Genomic DNA, 24,435 nt, shown 5'->3' with positions numbered 1-24,435 from the left:
TTTGAATGCAGAAACCAAATAATCGATTTCGAAATTCAAGCCTGTAAAACACTTATATGCAGGTTAGCGATAAAGCTAGCCCGATCAGTCCTCTTTCGCCAACAGTTGATCTGCAATCAATATGATTGCACCCACTGAAATAGCCATATCTGCAACATTGAACACATATGGAAAACCTAAACCTAAAATTCCATCGCCATTATAAATAGCTTTATCTATCCAAGCAAAAGGCCCGCTTGTCGCATTAAATTTTATTCCGAACCAAGGTCCAGAAAAATCCATAAAATCAACGACAGCGCCAAAGCGTGCTCGATCTATCATATTCCCAATCGCACCGCCAATGACAAATGCCAGTGCTAGTGCTGTCATTTTGCGTTCTGCTTTCAACAACCAAGCAGTAAAAGCAATTACAATGATGAATGTGACAGCAAACAAAATCCAGCGGCCAATGCCATCAGATTGCATCATGCCAAAACTCATGCCGTAATTCCAAACCATGGAAAGGTCAAAGCTTTGAGAAATTTCTATTTTTCCGCAATTAGGTGTCGGTGAAAACAAACACCCCCTTGCATTAAACACATCATTTCCAAGCACAAGTGCTTTTGTAAATTGGTCCAAAATCAAAGAGAAAAGAGCAATTGGACCTGCCCAAATCCAATAACGGTTTGTTACCTGTATCATGCTCTTCCCTCTTTCGCTTTTGGCAAAGCCTAAGCGCTTTTATTCACTTTATCCCAAGCCATGACAGCCTTGGCATCACGCGGTGTAATGCCCGGAAATTCGGGCAAGGCTGTGGCAGGATCAAAAATCTTCCATGACCGCGCACATTTCACACCTTCGGCTTTAGCTGAAACGACTGCAACGCCTTCTATATCATCCATAGAAAACGCCGTTTCTGGAGCTGTTTCAGATTTCAAATTCACATCAGACGTGATGAAGATATCTGCAGCGACTTCACCGTCAAACGCTGCTAAAAGTTCAGCATCTGAGATATATACATCCGGTGCCGCCTCTAAGGATGAACCGATCCGCTTTTCACGACGTTCGATTTCCAACGCCCCGAGGACGACACGACGCACTTTAAACAGTTTAGACCATTTGCTCGCAACTGCTTCGTTTTTCCATTCCGCTGGCACTTGCGGGAACTGACGCAGGTGAACTGAACCAGCTTCAGGGAAGCGCAAACGCCATGCTTCTTCACATGTAAACACCATAACAGGTGCAAACCATGCTGTGAGGCATTTGAACAATTCATCCATCACTGTGCGGCATGACCGACGACGGATATCATCGGGTGCATCACAATAAAGGCTGTCTTTGCGGATATCGAAATAAACCGCTGAGACATCATTATTGGTAAAGACTTGCAGCTCTTTGAATGCCGCTTGGAAATCATAAGCTTCAAAAGCTGCACGCACTTTTGCGTCAACTTCTGTTAAGCGGTGCAACATCCACTGCTCTAGGCTTGGCATATCTTGAACGGCGACGCGTTCGCTGTCGTCAAAACCATGCAGAGCACCAAGCAAATAGCGCATTGTGTTGCGGAGCTTACGATAGCTATCCACATTCGCTGCGATAATGTCTTTTCCAAATGCTGGATCATCTGTGTAATCAGTTGATCCAACCCAGATACGCATGATTTCAGCACCAAATTGCTTACACACTTCATCTGGTTCAATACCATTGCCCAAAGATTTGGACATTTTGCGACCATCTTGAGCCACAACAAAACCATGCGTCAGCACGCCTTCATATGGGGCGCGGCCGCGTGTGGCACAGCTTTCCAGCAAGCTAGACTGGAACCAACCACGGTGCTGATCTGACCCTTCAAGATACAAGTCAGCTGGCCATTTCAAACCGCGTTTTTCGAGTGTGAATGCGTGTGTTGTTCCAGAGTCAAACCACACATCGAGAATGTCCGTGACTTTTTCAAAATCTTCAGCGTTGTATTGATCGCCCAAGAAGATGTCTGAAGATGTCACAAACCACGCATCAGCACCGCCCTGCTCAACGGCAGCAACAATGCGATCATTCACGTCGCTATCATTGAGTATATCACCGGTTTGCTTGTTGACGAATAAAGTCAGCGGCACACCCCATGCGCGCTGGCGAGAGATGAGCCAATCAGGACGCCCCTCAACCATGGAGCTTAGGCGTGCACGACCTCGTTCGGGAGTGAATTTCGTTTCAGCTATCGCTGCCATTGCTTTTTCACGCAATGTTTTGCCGCTTTCATCTGCTACATCCATAGAGATGAACCATTGCGGCGTTGCGCGCCTGATTACGGGTGCTTTTGAGCGCCAAGAGTGTGCATCGCGCAGTGTGGTCATGCCGCGCGCGAGCAAATTACCAGCGCCCATCAATGCATCCATGACAGCTTTATTGGCTTTCCCATCTTGGCCGCGCTTTTTGCCATCAATGCGGATAACATCTAAGCCTTCAAAACCCGGACATTCTTTTGTGTAACATCCAAAATCATCGAGTGTTTCAGGGATATCTGCTGTAGAACGCCCTGATGAGAGCCAGACATTATAGTCATCCTCACCATGGCTTGGCGCTGTGTGAACAAAACCTGTACCCGCATCATCAGTGACATGATCACCTGAGAGCATTGGCACATCAAATTGATATCCGCCAAGGTCTGCGTCACGCAATGGGTGCGCGAGCGTCAATTTAGATAGAGTATCCGTAGAAACACTACCAACTTTTTTCCATTTCGCTGCCTTGGCTGCACCCATGACCGTTTCAACACGTGCATCTGCAACAACAAGCCTGTCACCGGGCTTAATCCAAGGCTCAAATGGCAAGTCAGCCTCAAGTTCAGTACATTCATACAGGCTGTATGCAATGCTGGGACTATAAGAGACAGCGCGGTTAGCTGGTATTGTCCAAGGCGTCGTCGTCCAGATGACTATTGCAGCACCGCTTGCCAATCCTTTTAAAACTTCATCATGCTCTTCAAGTCCACCGCGCACGAGCGTTGGGCCGATGCTGGCGATTGGAAACTTCACCCAGATCACATTGGCTTTGCGATCTTCATATTCCACTTCTGCTTCAGCAAGGGCTGTTTGCTCCACTGGAGACCACATGACAGGCTTAGACCCGCGACGCATTTGGCCAGACATTCCAACTTTCAGGAATTCTTCAACGATTGTCGCTTCAGAAGCATAATCCATCGTTAGATATGGATCATCCCAATTTCCTACCACACCAAGACGTTTAAATTCTTCGCGTTGGATACCGACCCATTCGGTGGCGTATTCACGGCAAGCTTTGCGAAATTCTGACGGATCGACATCGCGCTTGGCTTTGCCCTTTTGGCGAAATTGTTCTTCAACTTTCCATTCAATCGGAAGACCATGACAATCCCAGCCCGGGATATAGTCGGCATCAAAACCAGACATTTGTTTTGTACGCACAACAAGGTCTTTCAAGATCTTGTTCATGGCATGACCAATGTGAAGATGACCATTAGCATAAGGCGGGCCATCATGGATCATGAATTCAGGACGCCCTTTTGCATCTTCACGCAAAGCTTCGTAGAGGTTTTCCTCATCCCATTTTTCAAGCCAAACCGGCTCAACCTTTGGCAGACCCGCGCGCATTGGGAAATCTGTCGTCGGCAAGAAGAGCGTTTCGCGATAATCGCGGCCTTCAGGAGTATTCGTGTCGTTGGACATATTTTTTATCTTTTGATGATTTTTTGCAGAAACTGGTTAGCGAGATAACCCGGAACCGCCGAGTCGCAATTTGAGTTGCGCCTTCTAGCGGACCGGGCCAGTAATTCGCCCGAGAATTGCGCCGCCTATTTGGGCACGTATATATATGCGTATGATATTCTGCATTTTCATGGCTCAGTCCATATCAGGCTAAAAGCCTAGTGAAAAGAGACAGGAAAAAGTTTCACACGATTTCCGCCTCCTGTTTCACCAAACCTAATCAAACGACTGGCTGGCTTACCCCTGCCAACACTTGTTTTGCATTTTCAGTGTCTTTTTGTATTTGGGCGATTAAAGGCTCTAACCCGTCATACTTTTCTTCTGGACGTAGAAATTTCACAAACGCCACTTCTAATTCTTTGTCGTATAGATCACCCTCAAAATCAAAAAGGTACACCTCTAATAAGGGATCACGGTCACCTGTTGTGGGGGTTCTGCCAAAATTGGCTACGCCCTGACGCCAATTTTTCTCACCCTCAATTCTCGTCCAAACTGCATAAATACCGAATTTGGGCTGCTGATAATCAGAAAGCTTCATGTTTGCGGTCGGAAAACCAATAGTGCGGCCACGTTTTTCACCATGCTCTACTTTAGCTTCGGTGACCCAATAGTCTTTCATCATCAATTTCGCGGATTCCATATCTCCATCAGAAATAAGTTCGCGAATTTGAGTTGAAGAAATCTTCAGCGCCTCGCCATGTGCACCAATTTCCATATTATTGGGCGTAATTTTATCTGTTACCAAGACATCAAAACCCATTTCATCACCAAATTTCTTTAGGGTGGTGACATTTCCCATACGTTTTTTGCCATAACAAAAATCATAGCCAACCGAGACAGCTGAAACACCTAACCCATCGCTCAAAACATCTTTTGCAAACTCAAAATCTGAGCGCCCAGCCATTTCTGCGTCGAAAGGTAGCGCAAAAGCGACGTCCAAACCGCCTTGTTTTAGCACTTTGACACGCCGTTTGAGACTCATGATTCGTTTTGATGGTGAATCTGGATTAAAAAAAATAAATGGTGTCGGATCAAACATTAACACACCAAGGGGTATATTTCTTTCCGTACACAGATCACGCAGTGTCGAAATTACACCCCGATGCCCCAAATGCAGGCCATCAAAATTACCAATTGCAACACCTGCTCCCCGAACAGATTCAGGTGCATTTTCAAATGTGTGAAACAGCTTCATTTAGATGGCCAATCCTCGACAGAAAAATTCTTGGCGAATTTTATTTTTTTGCAGAACTCGGGACCATGACTTTTGCTTCGCCCTGAATAACGATTTTATCATCCACTGAACATTTCACAGCCAATGTGACACGGTTCAGCCTGTCTTGTTTTTCAGAAACTTCAGCTCTTACCAATACCTTAGAGCCAATTTTCACTGGACGTTTGAAACGCATATTCATTTCTGTAAAGATCGCGCCAGGGCCTGGCAAATCATTTCCGAGGATTGCAGAAATGAATGATGCCGTCAGTGCACCATGCGCAATACGTGTTCCAAAAACTGTCGTTTTTGCATATTCTTCATCCACATGGAGTGGATTAAAATCACCAGATACACGCGCAAAATCCATAACATCTTGTTCTGTTACAAGGTGCTCGTTTTCGTGGCTCATGCCAATTTCTAGTTCTTCGTACGTCTTGCCTGGTTTCATTCTCATTACTCCAAATCACACCGTCAACGCGTCGTGCAATACGTTAACGTTAATACGTGAAATCTCTATTTCCCTTCACGGTTTATTTGCCTTGTTTGGTTATGACTAGTCCAAACAGACAAACTTTAGCCGCCCTAAGGAGATTTCCCATGGCTGTCGATATGTCGATGCCCGTTCTAGTCGTGGACGACTACAAAACGATGATTCGCATCATCACTAACCTTCTCAAGCAACTTGGCTTCGAGAATATCGAAGACGCTGCAGATGGCAAAGAAGCTTTCGCCAAGATGCAAGGCAATAATTATGGTCTTGTCATTTCAGACTGGAACATGGAACCGATGACCGGCTATGAGCTGCTACGCGAAGTTCGTGCAGACGACAAGCTAAAAGCGACACCATTTATCATGGTAACTGCCGAATCTAAGACGGAAAACGTGATTGCCGCTAAAAAAGCTGGTGTGAACAACTATATTGTAAAACCGTTCAACGCTGCGACACTTAAAGGCAAAATTACTGCCGTACTTGGTGAATTTTAATTTCCCTAGCTGGGCCACATCCGATCTGGGAGGATTAAATGACAGCCGCACCAAACGAAGTAGCCGACAGAGTCAAGGGAGCGATCAGCTCCCTGAAGAAAAGTAATGTACGCGATCGTCCATTGGTAGAAGTTCTTGAACTATCTCACCAATTGGCCGACGCAATGAAATTTTTCTTTGGATCGCTAGATCAAACGATTCATGGTGAATTTAAATATATTGCTGACTTCATTCACAAGGCAAAAGATGAAATCTCTGATCTATGCCCGAATGAAATCAGTGGTGAACGCATCCCTGGTGCCTCATTGGAACTTGACGCAGTTGTCAGGGACACTGAAGCAGCAACTGAAACGATTATGACTGAAGCTGAAACACTAATGTGTGCAGATATCAGCGATCCAGCCGCATACAAAGAGCAAGTTGATGCTGCAATGATGCGCATGATCGAAGCATGTTCATTCCAAGACCTGACAGGTCAACGCGTCAACAAAGTTGTGACAACGCTGCGCCACATTGAAGAACGCGTTACCGCATTCTCAACAGCGCTTGGTGTGACCGATTCTGCGCGTGAAGAAACAAAAGAAGAAATTCGTGATCGTGAACAGCTTCTCAATGGGCCTGCTATTGATGGACCAGAAGTCGCACAAGATGACATTGATGCGATGTTTGCAGAAGCACCTGATGCAAGTCAGGACGATATAGACGCCCTCTTTGACTAAGAATATTTAGTCAAAGCTGATTTTCCAATTCACACCTATTGCGGCGGTGAGCCGATAGGGTTTTGGAGGATTCCCCAAATGACCAGACCTCACCAAACGAGTGCAGGCGCGGCATAGGCAGCGTCTGCATCGTCGTTTTCAAGCAATTGAGCAGCATCTTCTAAAAAGCTCTCGCTCTCATCCATGAAATCTCCGTGGATACCGCCGCCAATAAACAAGCAATCAAGCCCCTCACGCACTGCACCGCGCGCATCTGTAGCAGGGCCATCACCAATTGCGAGAATGGTGTCAGCAGACGGTCTGTAGCCAAGCAATTCTTCTAGCTTCTTATAAGCGAGATTATATATCGGAGCCCCTGGCTTACCAGGACGTATCACACGGCCACCGACTTCCTCATAGATTTTAGCCAATGCACCCGCTGACGGGATTAATTCATCGCCATAGCGAAAAACCAGATCAGGATTGGCGCACAACATTTCGATTTCGCGTGCGGCCAGTTTGGTCAATTCATCGCGGTAATTTTCTGGCAAATCCTTGGGAATTTCACGCAGCCCCGTACAAGAAACAAAAGCAGCTTCCTCTATCTTGGTTGTGTATTCCATTGCGAGGCCTTGATAGAGCGGATCATCATAGTCAGGACCGATACAATATGCAGGACCGGGCATACGTTTTTCCAGTTCGGCACGCGTTGCATCCCCTGACGTGATGACTGCGTCATAACAATCTGGTTCAACCCCCAAACGTTCAAGGCTCATCAATACACGCTCAGCAGGCACAGGCGCATTCGTAATCAAAACGACAGGTCCACGTATGTCACGATAGCGCCGAAGCGCCTCTACAGCATCAGGAAACACTTCCCGTCCATTGTGGATGACGCCCCAGACATCACATAATATAGCTTCATACTCATCTGCGATCTGATTTAAATGGATGAGACGCGGAAGTGTAGACATATCAGGATGCTCTTCAAATTTGGGATCAGACTATAAAATACTGGCACAGCAAGCTGCTATGTCGGATCAAAACCCGTTTATAAAATCAGATATAGTGCGATAATGTAGTTTGGCCTTTTGGTCCAGATATAGAGACCCGAACCCTCAAAACTCAAACAATTATGCGTTGATATTATTAGCAGCGTTTACGCGACGAATAAACTCTGGAGGCGGTGCTGTTTCTTCCAATAAAGATCCTTTAATTGGACGCGGCGCTCCAAACACATGGCCCTGCCCAAACGGGATTTCAAAATCGAGAAGTTCAATCACAGATTTCTCATCTTCAACTTTCTCGGCAACCAAATCCACACCATACCGCATAAAGACAGCAGATACGTCCTCAGGCGCAATTGAACGCACAATCCCAGATACGGGGCGTTGTCCACCCGGCACAAGTTCAGATAACAGGCGATCACCCGTCACTTTAACAAAGCGCACACCAGAAGATTGGAGTTCGGGCAGATCAAAATCCAGCCCCTCACCTTTATCTAGTGAGAAACGAAACCCTAATTCGGCCAAACGTCCCATATTGCGTGCAGCTATATTGGAACGATTATTGAAATTGCGGACACCTATTTCAAAGATCATCGCACCCGCGAGATCTTGGTTTTCACGCATAAATTCTAAAAATTGTGGGAAGTAGGTTTCATCTTCCAGAGATGACATCGCCACATTGCAAAACACACCCACACGTCGGTCACGCTCTGAGAGACGGCGCACAATCTGCACACAACGAAATAAAAGCATGTTGTCGACAACGCCAAGCAAGCCTGCGCTTTCAGCCTCTGCCAAAAATTCACCCGGCATAATGACTTCACCATCAGCACGACGAAGGCGCGTAAATCCTTCATAAAAACGTACGCGTCTTTGCGGCAGCGTCACAATAGGTTGCAAATGTAGGTCTACACGGTTTTGACGCAGCGCATCTCTGACTGCTTCAAGCGCAGAAGAACCAGCAACGCTCGCTTGCGTTCCATTTTCCCGTACGCTGCTTAAGCGTGTCTCAAAACTGTCTGACATACGCGAAATCATGGTCTCAAGGCCACGCATTTCAGTGACAAGCGATTCGCGTCTATCTGCGATCTCACGTTCAAATTCGTCACGCAATTCATCAGCACGGCGCTCTGTCTCATCAACCCGTTGTACGAGTTTTTTAAGTTCGTTTCTCAGTGATTGAAATTTGTCGTCGCCTTCTTTAGCAGCACCACTGCGAGAAAGAATCACATGAAATTGAGTCACCGCTAACCCAATAGCCGCCGCAATCAGTCCAGCTATAGTGAGATCAACCCCTAAATAACGATGCAGGGCTGCGCCCCCTACAATGCAGGCGGTTATATAGGTCAATGCAAGCATGACATGCGCAAATATCGGCATGAGTGCGTCCTGATTCTTTATTTGACGGCGTTAACGAAAATCAACATGAAGCTGATGCGTTTACAATCCGCTAACTGTACAACATTGAGACTATTCACCCAAAAATGAAAAGCCCTTTGTCTATTGAAGACAAGACTTTGGCACATTTTGATAGCCCCTAGCTACATAAGGTTAGCACTCAGACACATGAATGTGCTTTGAACGCAACACTATGAAAGCGAAATAGCATTGAAGCCGCTCTAGGGCTAGACTCTCAATTGTGACCTAAGCTTAACTCTCCAAAGCTGTTTGCAGGGGTGCATGACAGCGAACCTTGTAGGCTTGATAGAGAATATCGCCTGCAAGCTTTTGCGGGGGCAAAAGGGGAGCGCGGGGACTGTCGGTGGGGATCGACATGTCCCCGCCGCACTTTTCACGTAACAATTGTCCAAACTTCAAACCATAATCATCATGGCGATCTAAGAATGTGACCCAAAGTATTTTGTGGATAATTCAGTTTGCGACAGATCTAGATTCCCAGATTTGTCCCAGAAACATATCAATATTGCTGTTTTTCGTTTCTGACTGAAATTCAGATTTCCAAATCTTCTGCTCAGCTATTGAGTTCGGCGCTGGATATAATGGCGAAGCCACAACCCCACTCACCTGCGTCGCTCCAGCAAGATTGCCAAGTCCACTTGGTGTTAGGCAATGTTCGACAGGGGCCGTTGCGAACCGGCTCTCACGATTAAGACCAGCCTTTTTCGCCTGTTCGCGGATAATTTCAAGCTGGGCTTTGGATGCAACTGGCAAAACCAACATTGGCTGTTCAGCCCCCTCCTCTTTGGCTGTATTCACATCAACCAATCGCGCACCACATCCACCAATGATGAGAGATTTCCCTTCATAATCGAAGCGATATAAAACTTCAGCTCCCATTAATGTAGATTGCACCGGATAGGCATTTATCTGAAGCACGCCAGAATCGAAAATATTATGATTTTCAGGGTTAACATCCACAATAATAGCTTCAGCCTGTGCGACATCAAATGGTAAAATGCCCTGCCCATAGCGAACAGATCTATCAACGTCAGACGTTTCTAGCATAGCGTTCAGCCCCTCAATGACACGCTCTACGCCCGAAGGGCCATATACTTTCAGCATGCTTTTGCGGCCAGCTTCCAAAGATCTATCGCGTATGCCAATCAGCCCCTCGATTTGAGAAGAGCTCAAATCCGTTAGGATGACACCGTCCAGATTTTCCGTGAGTAGGCCTTGTTGCAACAATCCATCGGCAGCGCCACTAGAGGCACCAACAATAAATTCACGCCCACCAGCCTGCACCAGCAAACATGCACCTTGAGCACATGGCGTAACAACAATTTCGTCCAATGGTGGTGCTTCTCTTTTGGCATTTGCAAAATGACTTGCCTGCGCTTGCTCAAATTTAGACAAGCGAATGCCAGCTTGTCCGACAAGCAAATACCCCAAAGCCAAGAAAACCACGGCTATCAATGCGCTTATTATAACAAATCGACCCACAAATTGACTCACAGTCTAATCCTTCGCCAATGCCTGTTAAGCATGTTTTCAAGATGAGATAACACACTCTCCAGATTCGGGCATTATTTCTGCTGACATTGACCCAATTTGATCTATTTCAACACGAACTCTATCCCCAACTTTTAAGTATTTTGGCGGTTTAAAGCCCTGCCCGACACCGGCTGGCGTTCCTGTAAATATCAAATCACCCGGCTCTAGAGTCATAGCTGCACTCAGATGGGCAATTTGTTCAGATATTGAAAACATCATGTCTGCAACTTTGCCATCTTGGCGTTTTTCATCGTTCACATAACAGCGGATACGCAGCGCATCCACATCTTCAATCTCATCTGGTGTGACAACAAACGGCCCAATTGGCGCGTGCGTATCAAAACCTTTTCCCATTGTGAAATTGGATACTGCTTTTTGCCAATCTCTAATCGTGTAATCACACCCACACATATAACCACCGATAATTTCATGCGCGCGCTCGGCTGGAACATGTCTGCCATATTTTCCAATCACGACAACAAGTTCGGCTTCATAATCTAGCTGATCAGACACCACCGGCATCATCACAGGAGCAAAAGGATCATTGATTGACGTGACCTGTTTACAGAACCAATTTTGCACGGGACTGACTTCACCATTCATTTCAGCTGCATGAGCTGCATAATTTTTGGCAATTGCAATAACTTTAGATGGTCTAGGCACTGGCGAATGCAACCTAACCGTGCTCAACTCATATTCAGGTGCATCATTTAAGGCACGCTCTAAAATTGTCCGCGTCTCTTCCCAGTTTCTGATGTTATCAACAATTGACGTAGACAAAAAAGGAGCGTTTTGTCTGACGTCTAAAACCATATTTTTAACCACAACACCTAATCGAGGCGCGTGTGTCGTGGACGAAGGAATGGAAAACAGAGCCAGCTTCATGAGGAGCCCTCTTATAGAAGTTTTTAGTTGTTAAGATAAACCTCCCAAATGAGGTCTATCTGCTGAGTTTGAGTCGCGTGCGTTACGAGGTGAATATATGTCTCTTGGATTTAAAGCACAGGAAATAACTGTGCGGGAGTTATTTTCTGAAACAGACAGCCTTTTAATGCCGCCTTATCAGCGCGGATATTCTTGGACTGAAAAAGAAGCATTAGAACTTGTCGCCGACCTTCAAGACGCAATGGAAAGAGGTCGACCTTATTTTTTAGGTGCGATTGTTGTTGTTCAAAACTCTCCCAAAGATCCTGTTGAAGTTGTTGATGGTCAGCAAAGACTTGCGACATTATCCATTCTTTTTGCGATCTTGCGTGATCTTTCTCCCATAAGGGATGAAGCAAACCGCCTGCACGATATGCTAGAAGCCAAAGGCTCGCTAATGCGGCCTTCCTATTGGAGGCTGACCTTAAATAATGTCGACACTCCAATCTTTAGGGAAGTTATCCAAAAACGCGGTGCGACACCTGAAGCAGAACAATATATCACATCAAGCGCAACACCTCAGCACATACTGAGCAATACCCAAGCAATGCGGGAAATGCTGACGGAAATGTCCGATAAAGAGCGCTCAAATCTTTCAAATTACATTCTGCGCAGATGTGGTCTTGTGCGCGTAAAAGTGGAAGACCGCGACATGGGATACACAGTATTTCGTGTTTTAAACACACGCGGCAAACAGCCAAGCGCAAACGATATTCTCAAATCAGAGCTTTTTGAACTCGCTGGTTTTTCCCTTGATGAAGCAGCTACTCATTCCATCGCATGGAATAAATTTGGTCGCCGGCTGAATGCGACTGGTTTTGACGAATTGCTCAAATTCATATGGACACTGCACGGCAAGCCTGGTGATGATATCCTGTCAGGATATCGCGACCATATCGTACCGGAAATGTCGGCCCGCGTATTCCTCGAAGATATGCTTCCCCGCTATGTTGATGCTTTTGAGTTGATATTGGGGCTAAGACAACCTGGTCAGGGATTTCCGCAGCAAGCTTGGAATCACATGTTGCATCTACGCAGTTTGGAGCATTCCAGCTGGCGCATACCTGTGCTCAGATACATGATTTCCGGTGATCTTTCTCCAGACGTTTTGACCAAATTTTTCAGAGAAATGGAACGTGTTGCATTTGCTATGCAGCTGACTCGTCCTGACGGAAACTTCCGTTTACGTCGATATAATCGCATATCAAACGCAATTGAAAATGGCGATGATCTATTTGCGGAAGACTCCGACCTTATTTTAAAACCTGAAGAGAAGAAAATGCTCAGCGAGCGCCTTGAAGGCCGTTTCGCAACTTACCGACAGCGACGCTCTTTAAGCTTGCGGATCAATTCGATAATCAATGACGGCGTGGCCACACCGCCAGACTGGGACGCAACGCTAGAACACATATTGCCGCGTAATATGCCTGCCAAATCCAATTGGACAAAGATGTGGCCCTCAACAAACCAACATCGTGAATTGGTGGATAGTATCGGTAATTTCACCCTACTCAACAATGCTGAAAACCAAGAGGCTGACCGCCAAGATTTTGAAGCGAAGAAAAAGCTCTTCTTCAAAAATGGTGATCCCAGTTTTGCTTTGAGCCGCGATATTCAAAACATTACCGAGTGGACGCCTGAAACTGTCCGAGAACGTGGCCGCAGGCTCGCCGACCTGCTTCGCGCAGAGTGGGAGCTGTAGAGAAATGCATAAAGTAGATGATCCAACGCAAGGGCCAGAAGAAGAAACAAGTTTTGATGTTTTCCGCCAAATAGATATCCGCGTCGGCACGGTTATAGAAGCAGCTCCTTTAGAAGGCGCGCGTAAACCTGCATACAAACTCATCATTGATTTTGGTGAAGGTGTTGGCGTCAAGAAAACGTCAGCCCAGATTACGCATAATTACACACCGGAAGACCTTATTGGTCGTCAAATTATGGCTGTCGTGAACTTTCCGCCTCGTCAGATTGGAAAATTTATGTCTGAAGTGCTGACATTAGGCTTTCCTGATAAGAATGGCGAGATTGTCCTTGGACACCCCGCCACCTCAGTGCCCAATGGTGCTAGATTGGTGTAGCGCCGATAGGTGCCCAAGCCGCATCATTTTACAAACTGAACTTTCATAGTGCGGTAAGTTGCGGCCCGCCAGAGCCATTCCATCGGGCCATAGTAAAAATGCCGAAACCAAACATGTGCTGCCACGATCTGAAGTGCGAAAAAGACGATTGCCAACGACACAGCAACAGGCTGAGACATCGTGGCATGCAGATTTAGACCGAAACTGTAAAACACTGGTACGAATATCAATGACTGCAACAAATAGAGTGTTAAAGTCATGCGGCCTACAGGAGCAAGAAGATTCAGATATCGTTGTGCAATTCCGTGATAGAGCGTGATAAAACTTAGAACCCAAAATGACATCAGACTAACATTGAACCAACCTGAAAGTATGGAATTCCACAATGTGCGTGGCATAATCATTTCAGAAGTAGCTGGCACAAAATTGACCAATGCACCATCCGTCATATTCAATCCAAAATACAAGATCAAACACGCAAAAGCAGAGACTAACACACCTATCTGACGTAATTTCCGGTATTTTTCTGGTTCGCTGAAAAAGCCAATTTTACCAAGCACAAGACCAATAACAGACAATCCCGCTATCTGACTCATACGCCCAGATTCAAACATAAACAGCCATTTAAAACTTCGACCTTCTGTCCAATTTGCTTGGACAGTGGCCAATAGCGTACCATTATTTGTGTACACTTCCGGCATGCTACCTGACCAATATCCAAAGGGCTGATTTGCCCATGTCTGCCCCTGAAGACCACTAAACATCTGGATGAACATATAAGGCTGCAGCAACATGAATACACCAATGGCAAGCAGAAGCGGCACGGATTTCACAAAATAAAACGGGATAACAAATAGCCCCATTAGAGCCAACACCTCCAGAATATCACCGCGATAAATCAGGCAATGGCACATGCCGATAAGACCAAGTACAATCAGCCTCCAAATGAATCTGATTGTAAAATTCTGCCCTTTCTTAGCTGCCCTATCCATAATGATAAAAAAGCTAACCCCGAAGGTTAGTGCCAACATAGCAAAAGCTTTTCCACCAAACAGGGTAAAAATCAGCTCATGCCAAAAGAGTTCATTGGGATCACTGGAGGGATGCGCCCACCACAACTCAAACAATTCCGGCATGTGGACGATGAATATTCCAAACAAAGCAAATCCGCGCAATGCATCCAGATTTTCCATCCGCTTTGAATATGAGATTGTTGTTTCACTCATCAGCCCTATCACCCCCTTCGGTTCATTGTTCTTTATTTTATTTGTTCATATCGCATACCAATGACAACGTTATCAAATATTTTAGAATAATACAATTCATCCTGATTCCAACTTAAGAGTCTGAACAAAGCTCTTTTCATTTTTAAAAATTGGTATTACCAATTATTTAGATACTATCTTACAATATATACCAACCTACAGGACAAAATATGGCACACTGGCGTTTGGCAATCACTTCACAAATTCTTGGTCTTTGCTTGTTTGTCGGCAATGCATCTGCTGAACTTCCCCAACTTGTCAGCCATAACGGTGTTGAACAATTGCATGTGGAAGGTGCCCCTTTTTTAATATTAGGGGGAGAATTGGGCAATTCATCTGCATCCAATCGCCAACAACTCCAGCCCCATTGGGAGACTTTTCAAACGCTGGGAATAAACACAATCTTAGCCCCGATTAACTGGGAAATGATTGAACCTAGTGAGGGAAATTTCGATTTTTCAAGCCTAGACTGGCTCATTGAAGATGCGCGAGAGCATGACATAAAACTGGTCATTTTATGGTTTGGTAGCTGGAAAAACTCAATGTCCAGTTATGTCCCAGCATGGGTAAAACGTGACTGGAAACGCTTTCCCCGCGTACAAACGGCCGACGGGAACGCCACTGAAATTCTTTCCGCGTTTAGTGACACCAACGTTAACACTGATGCGAATGCATATGCAGCGATGATGAAGCATTTAAAAATGGTCGATGCTGAACAAAACACCGTCATTATGGTTCAAGTGGAAAATGAAATTGGCATGCTTCCCGATGCACGCGAGCATGGCCCCATTGCTGAGAAAACATGGGCAGGCAATGTTCCCCAACAACTAATCGAACACCTCATTGCCAACGAAGATGCACTCACACCTGAAGTTCGTAAGATATGGACAACGCATGGTAAAAAAACAGCCGGCAGTTGGGCCGACGTTTTTGGAAAAACACCAGCAGCAGAGGAAATTTTTACTGCGTGGCATTATGCAATATACGCTGACAAAGTCGCAAAAGCGGGAAAGTCAGAATATAATCTGCCAATGTATGTCAACGCTGCGCTGGATCGCCCTAATGTTCTTCCGGGGAAATACCCATCCGGCGGCCCTCTCCCTCATCTTTTGGACATATGGAAAGCGGGCGCACCGAATATAGATTTTCTAGCACCCGACATTTATTATCCCAATTATGTAGAACGCGTGTCTGAATACGTTCGCCCCGGCAATGCGCTTTTCATTCCTGAAGCCAATCGCGCGGGACGTATAGAATCTGGACCTGATTTATTGTATTCAATCGGTGAATTGGACGCGATAGGCTATAGTCCTTTCGCAATCGACTCTATAGAAGACTCAGAAAATGAGCCGCTAGGACAAGCATACAAAATGCTGTCAGATCTTGCACCTCACATATTGGAATTGCAAGGAACAGATCACCTTCGCGCTTTTCGCCCAACATCAAATTATGAAGGGGAATTAGACCTATCTGACCGCACAGCCATATTCGGCGATTATGAGTTTACGATATCATTTGGTTCACCTTGGAGAGACAAATCTGAACAATCACCCTCAGCATATGGCGTTATGATCATTCAAACGGACGACGAAGAATTCTATATCGCAGGCCGAGGCGTCACAGTGAAATTTAAATCACTCAACACAGATGGCAGTATTGCCGGCATAGAAAGCGCAATTGACGGGGAATTTATCGAAGGTGAATGGAAAGCTGGTCGATGGTTTAATGGCGACCAAACCCATCAGGGACGCCACATTCTTCTGGATACGGAGAAATACTCCATTCAGAAAGTCAAACTATACACTTACCAGTAAAAATAAGGCCAGCCCATGAAAATGCGCTGGCCTTATCCTCTATATCAGATCGCAGGTTTTAGCCGCCAAATTTCACCCTCACCCCGCCATTGAGAATAAAACCGTCATTTCGTGACCAAATATCAGTTGTCCACTGACCATCAGCAGCGCGATTTGGCAGCACTAATGGGTGCTCATCGGTCTGCTTCACATCTAGAAGATTTTCAGCATTGATAAACCAACTCACATTCCCAAATATCACTTCGGCCAACAAGCCTAAATGCACATAAGGTTTGCTTTCAGATAGATAGGGATTGCCTTCTAGTTTTTGCTTGCCTGTATAATAGGCCTCAAAACCAATACGTCCGCGATCATGTTGCTCCCACATTGCGACAAAACCTGCCGAATGCTTAGGCGTCAGCTCTATTTCCTTGCGTAGCCCTGACGAAACATCGGATTCGGTTGCATCCAAATAGAGATAACTCCCCGTCAGTTTGAAATCACCCAAATAATAGCGCAGCAAGAACTCAGACCCACGAATGCGAGATGTCCCGTCAGCATTAACCAGACGCACGCGATCACTCATCCCAGAATTAGTAGAATCATAATCGACAAGCTGCACACTATTTTCAACATCTGATGCAAATAGATTCACATTTGCTTCAACAGATCCAAGCTTATAACCGATGTCCAGCGATGCCGTCTGAGCTGTCTCTTCCTCCAATTCATTCAAACTATCAAGGCGGGAGAGACCTGCTGCTTCAATTGCTTCAACGAATGGCGTCGGGGCAAAGAAACCCTGCCCAACCGAACCACGAATTGTCCAATCACCAGGACGATAAAGCACAGAGACACGTGGGCTAAATTGCGTGCCATATTCACTATGCTCATCCACGCGGGCACTCGCAGATACAGATAGATTATCCAAGATATCTTGGTCTATTTGTGCAAAAAGACCAGGCACCTCATAAGAATAATCAAACGCATTGAAAGTATCAGAGCTGAAGATATCAGTTTGATTTGCAACACCTGCTATCCATCCAGTGTTACCGGCTTTACCAGACACAGACGCCTCAACCAGATAGCTTTCGTGTTTATCATCTTCGCGAAGGTCACCAAATAGATGCTCATGATCTTGCACCATACCAGAGGCCCGCATATTCACGCTGATTGTCTCGTTGAGCGGAATTTCTGCGATTAAACCACTATCATAACGCGTGCTATTCTGGTTTTGCGCAAAAAAACTGCCATCTGGCATTGTGCGACCAGTTAGGTTTCCGCCTTGACGTTCTTCCTTCATAGCACCTGCTGTCAAATAGACATTGGCACCATTATCACCTTCCCAGAATAATCGTGGCCGCGCAGTCCAACGTTCATATCCTGAGAGATCAATCCAACCGTCAGAATCAAGATCTTGCTCATTTTGGCGGTGTGCACCTGCTGTGATTGAAGCACCAAAGCCTTCCCCGAGCGGGGTCGAATAATAAGTTGTAAGATCTTGGCCGTCTTGGGTCGTCGCGTTGAAAAGCACCTCTCCTTCAGCAATTTCTATAGGGCGTCGCGAGACGAGATTGATAACCCCGCCAAGTGCAGATCCACCATATAGAGACGATGCTGATCCTTTAATCACCTCAACCTGTCGCAAATCAGTTGGAGGTATTTGCAACAAACCGATAGACGCAGCCTGCCCACCATAAAGCGGCAAACCATCAGCGAGGAGCTGGGTATAGCGCCCTGCCAATCCCTGCATCCGAATGTTCGCAGCGCCCAATGCAGGCGAAGTCACCTGCACACGTACACCGCCGGTTTCAGCAACCAAAGTTGCAATATTGCCCGGGCGCATGATCGCTTTTTCTTCGATTTCCTCGCGGTTGATAACTTCAACGCGCATAGGCTCATCTTGAACGCGACGTCCTAGCCTTGTCGCTTCGACAATAATCGTTTCTTGCTTGCCGTCATCATGACCATGACCATCATCGTCATGATGCGTTTCGCTCACATTATCTAGATTGTTCTCTGTCGTTAAATTTTCTGGCTCAGTTTGAACTGCATTTATATCCGCAGCATAACTTATTCCGGTGCCCATGCAGCCGAAAGTTAGGACACCCAGTGCCCCTATTGATTTTTTTAACATAATTTTCTCTTAGAAATAACAATTGAAAAGAGCATAAATTGCTCAATACGCTGTCAATTTCTAAGCGCGTGGCGGCCTAAATTGATGACTGGGATACCCAGACATTTCAGCCCAATCTAAATCAATCACATGCGCACGCTCAAAAGCAAAAACGTCATTTAATTTCATCAATGACGTTGCATAGCCATGCATGTGGCACATGCCACATGAATGCACATGATGCTGGGAATTTGTTTGATGCTGAAGATCTGATTCAAGCTCTACAGTCACTAACTCAGCGTGCTCTGATACAGTCTCACCTGAATGCTGATGCTTCTCGATAAAAGTAGGCGCAGCGAAAAACGATGTTATCAACATGAATAACACTAAAAATCGATAGCCTAGAATTGGAAGCACCTTTTTCATAATCAAAGCACTACCGTCAAATTCTACTATATGAAAGCGTATTTTTTGTCACACATTACACAGCAAACGCGTGTTGAACTCTTCAATGCAATATTTCACGCCTGACATGAGATTTGAACCTGACTCCGCCTCAGTGCGAAAGGATGCAATTCTTGCTTTTGATTTTTCGATATAATCATTGCGTACATTCTCATCATTCATAACTAAAATAGCTAAAGCCTGAAGCTCTTCTAGGGTTTTAACTGCCGCACCTTCTCGAATAGTCATTTGCACATCGCAATCATCCAAGGTTAGAATTGGTAACCCCTCCAACATCGCCCAATATGCAGAATTGCCTCCGCCCTGCCGAGGTGGATTTAAGAATGCATCACAATTTGACATAGCCGACCGCAAATCATCAATAAAACGAACCCATCGTATTCGCTCCTGATACAGTGCAAACTCAAGCTTCAATGGTTGAGATACTGGACCAACAATCACCAAATATGCATTGGGAGACGCTTCGAGAATAGCAAAGAGCAGCTTTCTAAATTCTGGAGTTATTTCTTGCTCAATGCGCCCACCAACAAGCACAAATGCAAAAGCATCCTCTGGTAATTTCAAATCATCACGAGATAGGCTAGCTAGGTTTTCACCTTCAGTGAGTAAATCAAAGTCTTGTTTAAGCATTTTGGGCGGTTCGTGTTTCAACCGCTTCCAATCTATCTGCTGCATTGGCTCCATTTCAGAGCGATAATAATGCGTATGAGCGAGCGACGCGGAAAGCGTCTGCGATATTGGCCAACACACTGTTGGCAAAAACTTAGCACACACATCGCCTAGAATAATATTGTCACCAACCAGCAAGACTGCATCCGGTGCATATTCCTCTATGTAAGCAATATTATCTTGTATCGATTGATTCGAAATGCCTTGTTTAGGGTGACTATGAATTGATATTTGATCGCCTTTAAAATCATAGTTTTCGTCACCGATTACGGTCGATTGAACAGCCCACATACTTTCATGAAATGTCGATGCTGGTTTCTCGGGATATTCATTCGTAATAAATAATTTAATGTCTTCAAAACCACCTATTCGAGCAATACGCGCAAATTCCAGCATACACATTGTTATAGAATATGGTGGACGTAAAAATTGCTGTCCTATTATTAGCAGGCGTTTGGGCGTCGTATTGGCTTTATTCGCTTCAGGTATGTTCAATTCATGGCCGAGGTAATCTATGAATCGAAAATACTTCAGCGCCAATTTTTTGTAGAGTATTTTGTCGTGCTCTTTTACTGAGAGCGATGCACCACGCGTATGAACCAATCGCTTTATGGTCCAAAGCAATGAGTGGAAAAATTCTATATCTTCATGAAATAAGTGCATGATATCAATGCACGCAATAAGGTATTCTATCTGCCCGCCATTAGCATAACGATTAGATAAATAGGAAATGGCTTGTTTGGGGTTTCGCTTTTTCAACGCATCTTGCGCCAGCTTATCTGGTTGTGACTTGCCCACCTTAGCCCCAATTCAAACGTCAATATCTACTTTAAACACGAAGTATAAATATAAATATTTACTTTAAAAATCAGAAAAAGACAGGTCAGTAATTAAAGGAGCACTCTATCACACAAAAAATGGGCGTTGTGGTCGAACTTTAGACACACCCCGCCCATTCATATACTCTGACTAAAATTTAAGCTGCTCGTATTTTTTGAATAAAGCCTTGCATTTGAGTGCGCAGAAATTCACTTTGTTTAGAAAGTTCTGCAGCCGCAACTAATACTTGAGCAGCACCTTCCCCAGCTTCTTCTGCTGTTTTGGCAACATCCACAATGTTTACATTAACTTCGGCCGACCCGGCAGAGGCTTGCCCCACAGCATGCACAATTTCCTGTGTGGCTGTGCCTTGTTCTTCAACGGCTGAAGCAATTGCCCCAGCTGAATCATTCACCATCTTGACCGATTTACTAATTTCATCAATCGCAAGGACAGCTCTGTTAGTTGTCGATTGAATTTCCGAGATCTGCTTGTTGATATCACTTGTTGCCCGCGCTGTTTGTTCGGCAAGGCTTTTAACTTCTGAAGCAACAACAGCAAAACCTTTACCCGCGTCTCCTGCACGTGCAGCCTCAATCGTCGCATTCAAAGCCAGAAGGTTTGTTTGCTCGGCAATACCTGAAATAATCTCCAAGATCGTACCGATATGGTTTGCAGACTCGCGTAGCTCACCAACAATCACACCTGTGGCTTCTGCTTCTTCAACAGCAGACTTTGTTTGCTCGGCAGATCTTTGAACTTGCTTGGATATTTCATTCACTGAAGCGCCAAGCTCTCTAGCGGATGCAGCCACAGTTGCAACATTCGATCCTGCCTCTTCTGAAGCTGACGCAACTGAAGTCGCACGTGAAGAAGACATCTCAGAAGCCGACCTCAATTGAGAGGCTGTCGCTTGCATTTCTGTTGAAGCAGAAGCTACTGTATCGACAACAGCTCCGACTGAACTCTCCATTTCATCTGCAAGCGCCAACATAATGCGGCGCTGCTGTTCTTCTTCTTCTTTTTTCGTCCGGCTAACTTGCTCTTCAAGCTTTTTAACAGCAATTGCGTTGTCCTTAAACACTTGGACAGCATTCGCCATTTGGCCAATTTCATCCTTACGTTTTGCGCCGTAAACCACAGCGGACAGATCACCCTTAGCCAGGCGATCCATCACGTTTGTGATAAGCATAGTCGGTCCAGAAATCATTCTGGAAATAAACCAAGCAGCCGCTACAGCAAACACAACACCGCCCAATGTGACCATCGCAGAAACAGCAACAGAGCGCTCAACTTTTGCTTCGGCAATAGGTCCAAGCTCATCCTGCAATTGTTTGTAATTGAGTTTCATATCCTCAATTATTGCCGCAGCTTCAGGCCCAATTTTATCCAACCCATTTTGAATTAAATCATTACGTGCCTCAATAATTGTTGCTGATCGCTCAAATGCCTGCAAATAAATTGTGCTATCAGCTATAACTTGTTTGGTTAATTGACGGCGCGTCGAGTTTTCCAATTTAGACAGCAACAAATTTGTCGCCTTATTCATATCCGAAAATGACTTTTCCATATGTTCTAAAGATGACTTTTGGTTGTCCAGCAAAAATTTCTGAACATGTAAACGTCCCAATAAAAGATGTTTTTGAGCATACCCAGCATAATAGGCTGCTTCAATGTCATTAGCTGAATATGCAGATTGCATTACATCAGACAGCGCCTTCTCCATTGCTGGACCACGCACATCTAGTATGTTGTTTACAATATCATCGCGCTCGGCCTGCAATCTTGTAACTTCTTCGAAAGTGGACTGATAACTTTTGACGTCATTCTCAAAACCAGCAAGAAGCTTTAATTGGTCGGGGTGCTTAATCAGCGTTTTTGTTTCATTCAATAATTTGATTGTCGCTGCAAGACGCTCATTAACAGTATTAATCTCTTTTTGATTGGCACTAATAACAAAGTCTTTTACGCCCAACCGAGCAGAAAGCAGATTAGCTTGAACACGGCCAACCGCATTCGTATTGCGAGCATAGCTTCTATAGGTGGATAGATTTTCTTTTGAACTTAGCAAGCCCGCACCAGAAACAACGGATGTCAAAATTAGCAAGCAAACTAACACTGTAAATCCGACACTTATTTTAGTGCCGATTTTCAAATTTTCGAACCAAGACACGATCAATATTCCTTAGTATAAAAGTCGATTCCATATTGGCTCACTAAGACCGTTTTGACCTAACAAGATATTAACCATAAGGGTCACGGGCCAAATTCTGGGCCATTTCATTTATAAACCGGCGTTTTTTCTCAATACATTGGGCAATAAAGTCATATAATTGTGCATTTTGCGCTTTATCATGCAGCAAAACCATCACTCAGCTCACGGCCTCACATTTCATTATTTCAAAAAAATACGATGCCTCCTGTTGACGATGGTCACTTGTGATCTTAGATGCCATACATCGTTAGCAGCCAAGGCAGGAGAGTGCTAAAACTCATTTGCCTCAGCGTTTGACGATTTTAGAATTTGCAACCTTAATTGAAAGAGGTCTCATTATGGCATTTCGTCCACTTCATGACCGCGTACTCGTTCGTCGCGTAGAAGAAGTCGCTAAAACTAAAGGCGGGATCATCATCCCTGATACTGCGAAAGAAAAGCCTCAAGAAGGCGAAATCGTAGCAGTTGGTAACGGTGCAATCGGTGACGACAATGAGCGTATTGCTCTTGAAGTTAAACCGGGTGACCGCGTTCTTTTCGCAAAATGGGGCGGTACAGAAGTGACTGTCGATGGCGAAGAGCTCATCATCATGAAAGAATCTGACATCATGGGTATCGTTGAGTAAGACGCGCAGCTCTTTATTTCAAAGAGCGCCCTACTCAATTTCCCTTTTCAGATTTTCAATTTTTCAAATTAAAGGAATACGAACATGGCTGCTAAGCTAGTACACTTCGGTTCAGAAGCTCGCAACGAAATGCTCGAAGGTGTCGACATTCTTGCAAACGCTGTAAAAGTAACACTTGGTCCTAAAGGCCGTAACGTTGTTATCGACAAATCTTTTGGCGCACCGCGCACAACAAAAGATGGTGTGACAGTTGCTAAAGAAATCGAACTAGAAAACAAGTTCCAAAACATGGGCGCCCAAATGGTGCGCGAAGTTGCTTCTAAAGCAAACGATGTTGCTGGTGACGGTACAACAACTGCAACAGTTCTTGCTCAAGCAATCGTTCGCGAAGGCATGAAGCGCGTTGCTGCTGGCATGAACCCAATGGACCTTAAGCGCGGTATCGATAAAGCCGTTGCTGAAGTTGTTGCAACTTTGGAATCAAACTCCAAAAAAGTAAAAACAAACGAAGAAATCGCTCAAGTTGGTGCGATCTCTGCGAATGGTGAGCGCGAAATCGGTGACATGATCGCTAAGGCGATGGAAAAAGTCGGTAATGAAGGCGTTATCACTGTTGAAGAAGCTAAGTCTTTGGAAACAGAACTTGATGTCGTTGAAGGTATGCAGTTTGACCGTGGTTACCTATCACCATATTTCATCACTGATGCTGAAAAAATGACTGTGGCTCTTGATGACCCATACATTCTTCTTCACGAGTCAAAACTAACATCTCTACAGCCAATGCTTCCAATCCTAGAAGCTGTTGTTCAGTCTGGTAAGCCTCTTCTTATTATCGCTGAAGACATTGAAGGTGAAGCACTTGCAACTCTTGTTGTAAACAAACTTCGCGGTG

General features: G+C 45.1%; 20 protein-coding genes. 7 read left to right on the top strand and 13 right to left on the bottom strand.

Features of this window, described 5'->3' with window-relative positions; all coding sequences use genetic code 11:
• Window positions 1-84: 84 nt before the first annotated feature.
• The 4 genes from AC5EF3_RS12130 to AC5EF3_RS12115 form a co-directional block, all read right to left on the bottom strand.
• Window positions 85-681: a signal peptidase II gene (locus AC5EF3_RS12130; protein WP_493548227.1), complete on the bottom strand. Its 597-nt coding sequence runs from the start codon at window positions 679-681 to the stop codon at window positions 85-87.
• A gap of 29 nt (window positions 682-710) precedes the next feature.
• Complete coding sequence (gene ileS, locus AC5EF3_RS12125; protein WP_493548226.1) at window positions 711-3,680, bottom strand: isoleucine--tRNA ligase; 2,970 nt, start codon at window positions 3,678-3,680, stop codon at window positions 711-713.
• Between the two features lie 259 nt (window positions 3,681-3,939).
• Window positions 3,940-4,914: a bifunctional riboflavin kinase/FAD synthetase gene (locus AC5EF3_RS12120; RefSeq protein ID WP_493548225.1), complete on the bottom strand. Its 975-nt coding sequence runs from the start codon at window positions 4,912-4,914 to the stop codon at window positions 3,940-3,942.
• Window positions 4,915-4,954: 40 nt separating this feature from the next.
• Window positions 4,955-5,383 carry a MaoC family dehydratase gene (locus AC5EF3_RS12115; protein WP_015826824.1) on the bottom strand — a complete coding sequence of 143 codons (429 nt, stop codon included), beginning with the start codon at window positions 5,381-5,383 and terminating at the stop codon, window positions 4,955-4,957.
• A 149-nt stretch (window positions 5,384-5,532) separates the two neighbouring features.
• Here AC5EF3_RS12115 and AC5EF3_RS12110 point away from each other — a divergent pair, with 149 nt between their 5' ends.
• Window positions 5,533-5,919: a response regulator gene (locus tag AC5EF3_RS12110; protein ID WP_015826823.1), complete on the top strand. Its 387-nt coding sequence runs from the start codon at window positions 5,533-5,535 to the stop codon at window positions 5,917-5,919.
• Window positions 5,920-5,957: 38 nt separating this feature from the next.
• Window positions 5,958-6,638, top strand: coding sequence for a protein phosphatase CheZ (locus AC5EF3_RS12105; protein WP_493548224.1), 681 nt, complete (start codon window positions 5,958-5,960; stop codon window positions 6,636-6,638).
• Between the two features lie 89 nt (window positions 6,639-6,727).
• On the opposite strand, the gene AC5EF3_RS12100 is transcribed toward AC5EF3_RS12105, so the two are convergent.
• From AC5EF3_RS12100 to AC5EF3_RS12085, 4 genes are all read right to left on the bottom strand, one after another.
• Window positions 6,728-7,591: a TIGR01459 family HAD-type hydrolase gene (locus AC5EF3_RS12100; protein ID WP_493548223.1), complete on the bottom strand. Its 864-nt coding sequence runs from the start codon at window positions 7,589-7,591 to the stop codon at window positions 6,728-6,730.
• A 159-nt stretch (window positions 7,592-7,750) separates the two neighbouring features.
• The gene (locus tag AC5EF3_RS12095; protein WP_015826820.1) at window positions 7,751-9,004 is read right to left on the bottom strand and encodes an EAL domain-containing protein; all 1,254 of its coding nucleotides are present in this window, start codon (window positions 9,002-9,004) and stop codon (window positions 7,751-7,753) included.
• Between the two features lie 492 nt (window positions 9,005-9,496).
• A complete protein-coding gene (locus tag AC5EF3_RS12090) occupies window positions 9,497-10,537 on the bottom strand; it encodes an MBL fold metallo-hydrolase (RefSeq protein WP_493548222.1) in 1,041 nt (346 codons plus the stop codon).
• Between the two features lie 36 nt (window positions 10,538-10,573).
• Entirely contained in the window at window positions 10,574-11,461 is an 888-nt protein-coding gene (locus AC5EF3_RS12085) for a fumarylacetoacetate hydrolase family protein (RefSeq protein WP_493548221.1), read from the bottom strand.
• A gap of 97 nt (window positions 11,462-11,558) precedes the next feature.
• On the opposite strand from AC5EF3_RS12085, the gene AC5EF3_RS12080 reads away from it, so the two are divergent.
• Window positions 11,559-13,202: a DUF262 domain-containing protein gene (locus AC5EF3_RS12080; RefSeq protein ID WP_493548220.1), complete on the top strand. Its 1,644-nt coding sequence runs from the start codon at window positions 11,559-11,561 to the stop codon at window positions 13,200-13,202.
• Between the two features lie 4 nt (window positions 13,203-13,206).
• A complete protein-coding gene (locus AC5EF3_RS12075) occupies window positions 13,207-13,578 on the top strand; it encodes a tRNA-binding protein (RefSeq protein WP_493548219.1) in 372 nt (123 codons plus the stop codon).
• A 23-nt stretch (window positions 13,579-13,601) separates the two neighbouring features.
• Here AC5EF3_RS12075 and AC5EF3_RS12070 read toward each other — a convergent pair whose 3' ends face one another.
• Window positions 13,602-14,804, bottom strand: coding sequence for a DUF418 domain-containing protein (locus tag AC5EF3_RS12070; RefSeq protein ID WP_493548218.1), 1,203 nt, complete (start codon window positions 14,802-14,804; stop codon window positions 13,602-13,604).
• Between the two features lie 209 nt (window positions 14,805-15,013).
• Between AC5EF3_RS12070 and AC5EF3_RS12065 the strand changes: the two genes are divergently transcribed.
• Window positions 15,014-16,657, top strand: coding sequence for a GH35 family beta-galactosidase (locus tag AC5EF3_RS12065; RefSeq protein WP_493548217.1), 1,644 nt, complete (start codon window positions 15,014-15,016; stop codon window positions 16,655-16,657).
• A 58-nt stretch (window positions 16,658-16,715) separates the two neighbouring features.
• On the opposite strand, the gene AC5EF3_RS12060 is transcribed toward AC5EF3_RS12065, so the two are convergent.
• The 4 genes from AC5EF3_RS12060 to AC5EF3_RS12045 all read right to left on the bottom strand — a co-directional run bounded on the left by AC5EF3_RS12060 (window position 16,716) and on the right by AC5EF3_RS12045 (window position 22,875).
• On the bottom strand, window positions 16,716-18,770 hold the full coding sequence (locus AC5EF3_RS12060) for a TonB-dependent receptor plug domain-containing protein (protein WP_493548216.1): 2,055 nt from the start codon (window positions 18,768-18,770) through the stop codon (window positions 16,716-16,718).
• 60 nt (window positions 18,771-18,830) lie between these two features.
• Window positions 18,831-19,127 (bottom strand): hypothetical protein, encoded by a 297-nt coding sequence (locus AC5EF3_RS12055; RefSeq protein ID WP_149037365.1) that lies wholly within the window; start codon window positions 19,125-19,127, stop codon window positions 18,831-18,833.
• Window positions 19,128-19,223: 96 nt separating this feature from the next.
• Window positions 19,224-20,681: a glycosyltransferase gene (locus tag AC5EF3_RS12050; protein WP_493548215.1), complete on the bottom strand. Its 1,458-nt coding sequence runs from the start codon at window positions 20,679-20,681 to the stop codon at window positions 19,224-19,226.
• 178 nt (window positions 20,682-20,859) lie between these two features.
• On the bottom strand, window positions 20,860-22,875 hold the full coding sequence (locus AC5EF3_RS12045) for a HAMP domain-containing methyl-accepting chemotaxis protein (RefSeq protein WP_493548214.1): 2,016 nt from the start codon (window positions 22,873-22,875) through the stop codon (window positions 20,860-20,862).
• A 380-nt stretch (window positions 22,876-23,255) separates the two neighbouring features.
• Here AC5EF3_RS12045 and groES point away from each other — a divergent pair, with 380 nt between their 5' ends.
• Together groES and groEL are read left to right on the top strand one after the other, a co-directional pair.
• A complete protein-coding gene (gene groES, locus AC5EF3_RS12040; RefSeq protein ID WP_015826808.1) occupies window positions 23,256-23,543 on the top strand; it encodes a co-chaperone GroES in 288 nt (95 codons plus the stop codon).
• Window positions 23,544-23,627: 84 nt separating this feature from the next.
• A partial coding sequence (gene groEL, locus AC5EF3_RS12035; RefSeq protein WP_493548213.1) for a chaperonin GroEL occupies window positions 23,628-24,435 on the top strand: 808 nt, incomplete at its 3' end.

This window comes from Hirschia sp., assembly GCF_058892565.1.
Note: the sequence above shows the minus strand (reverse complement) of the source record. Positions and strands in the feature narration are given on the sequence as shown.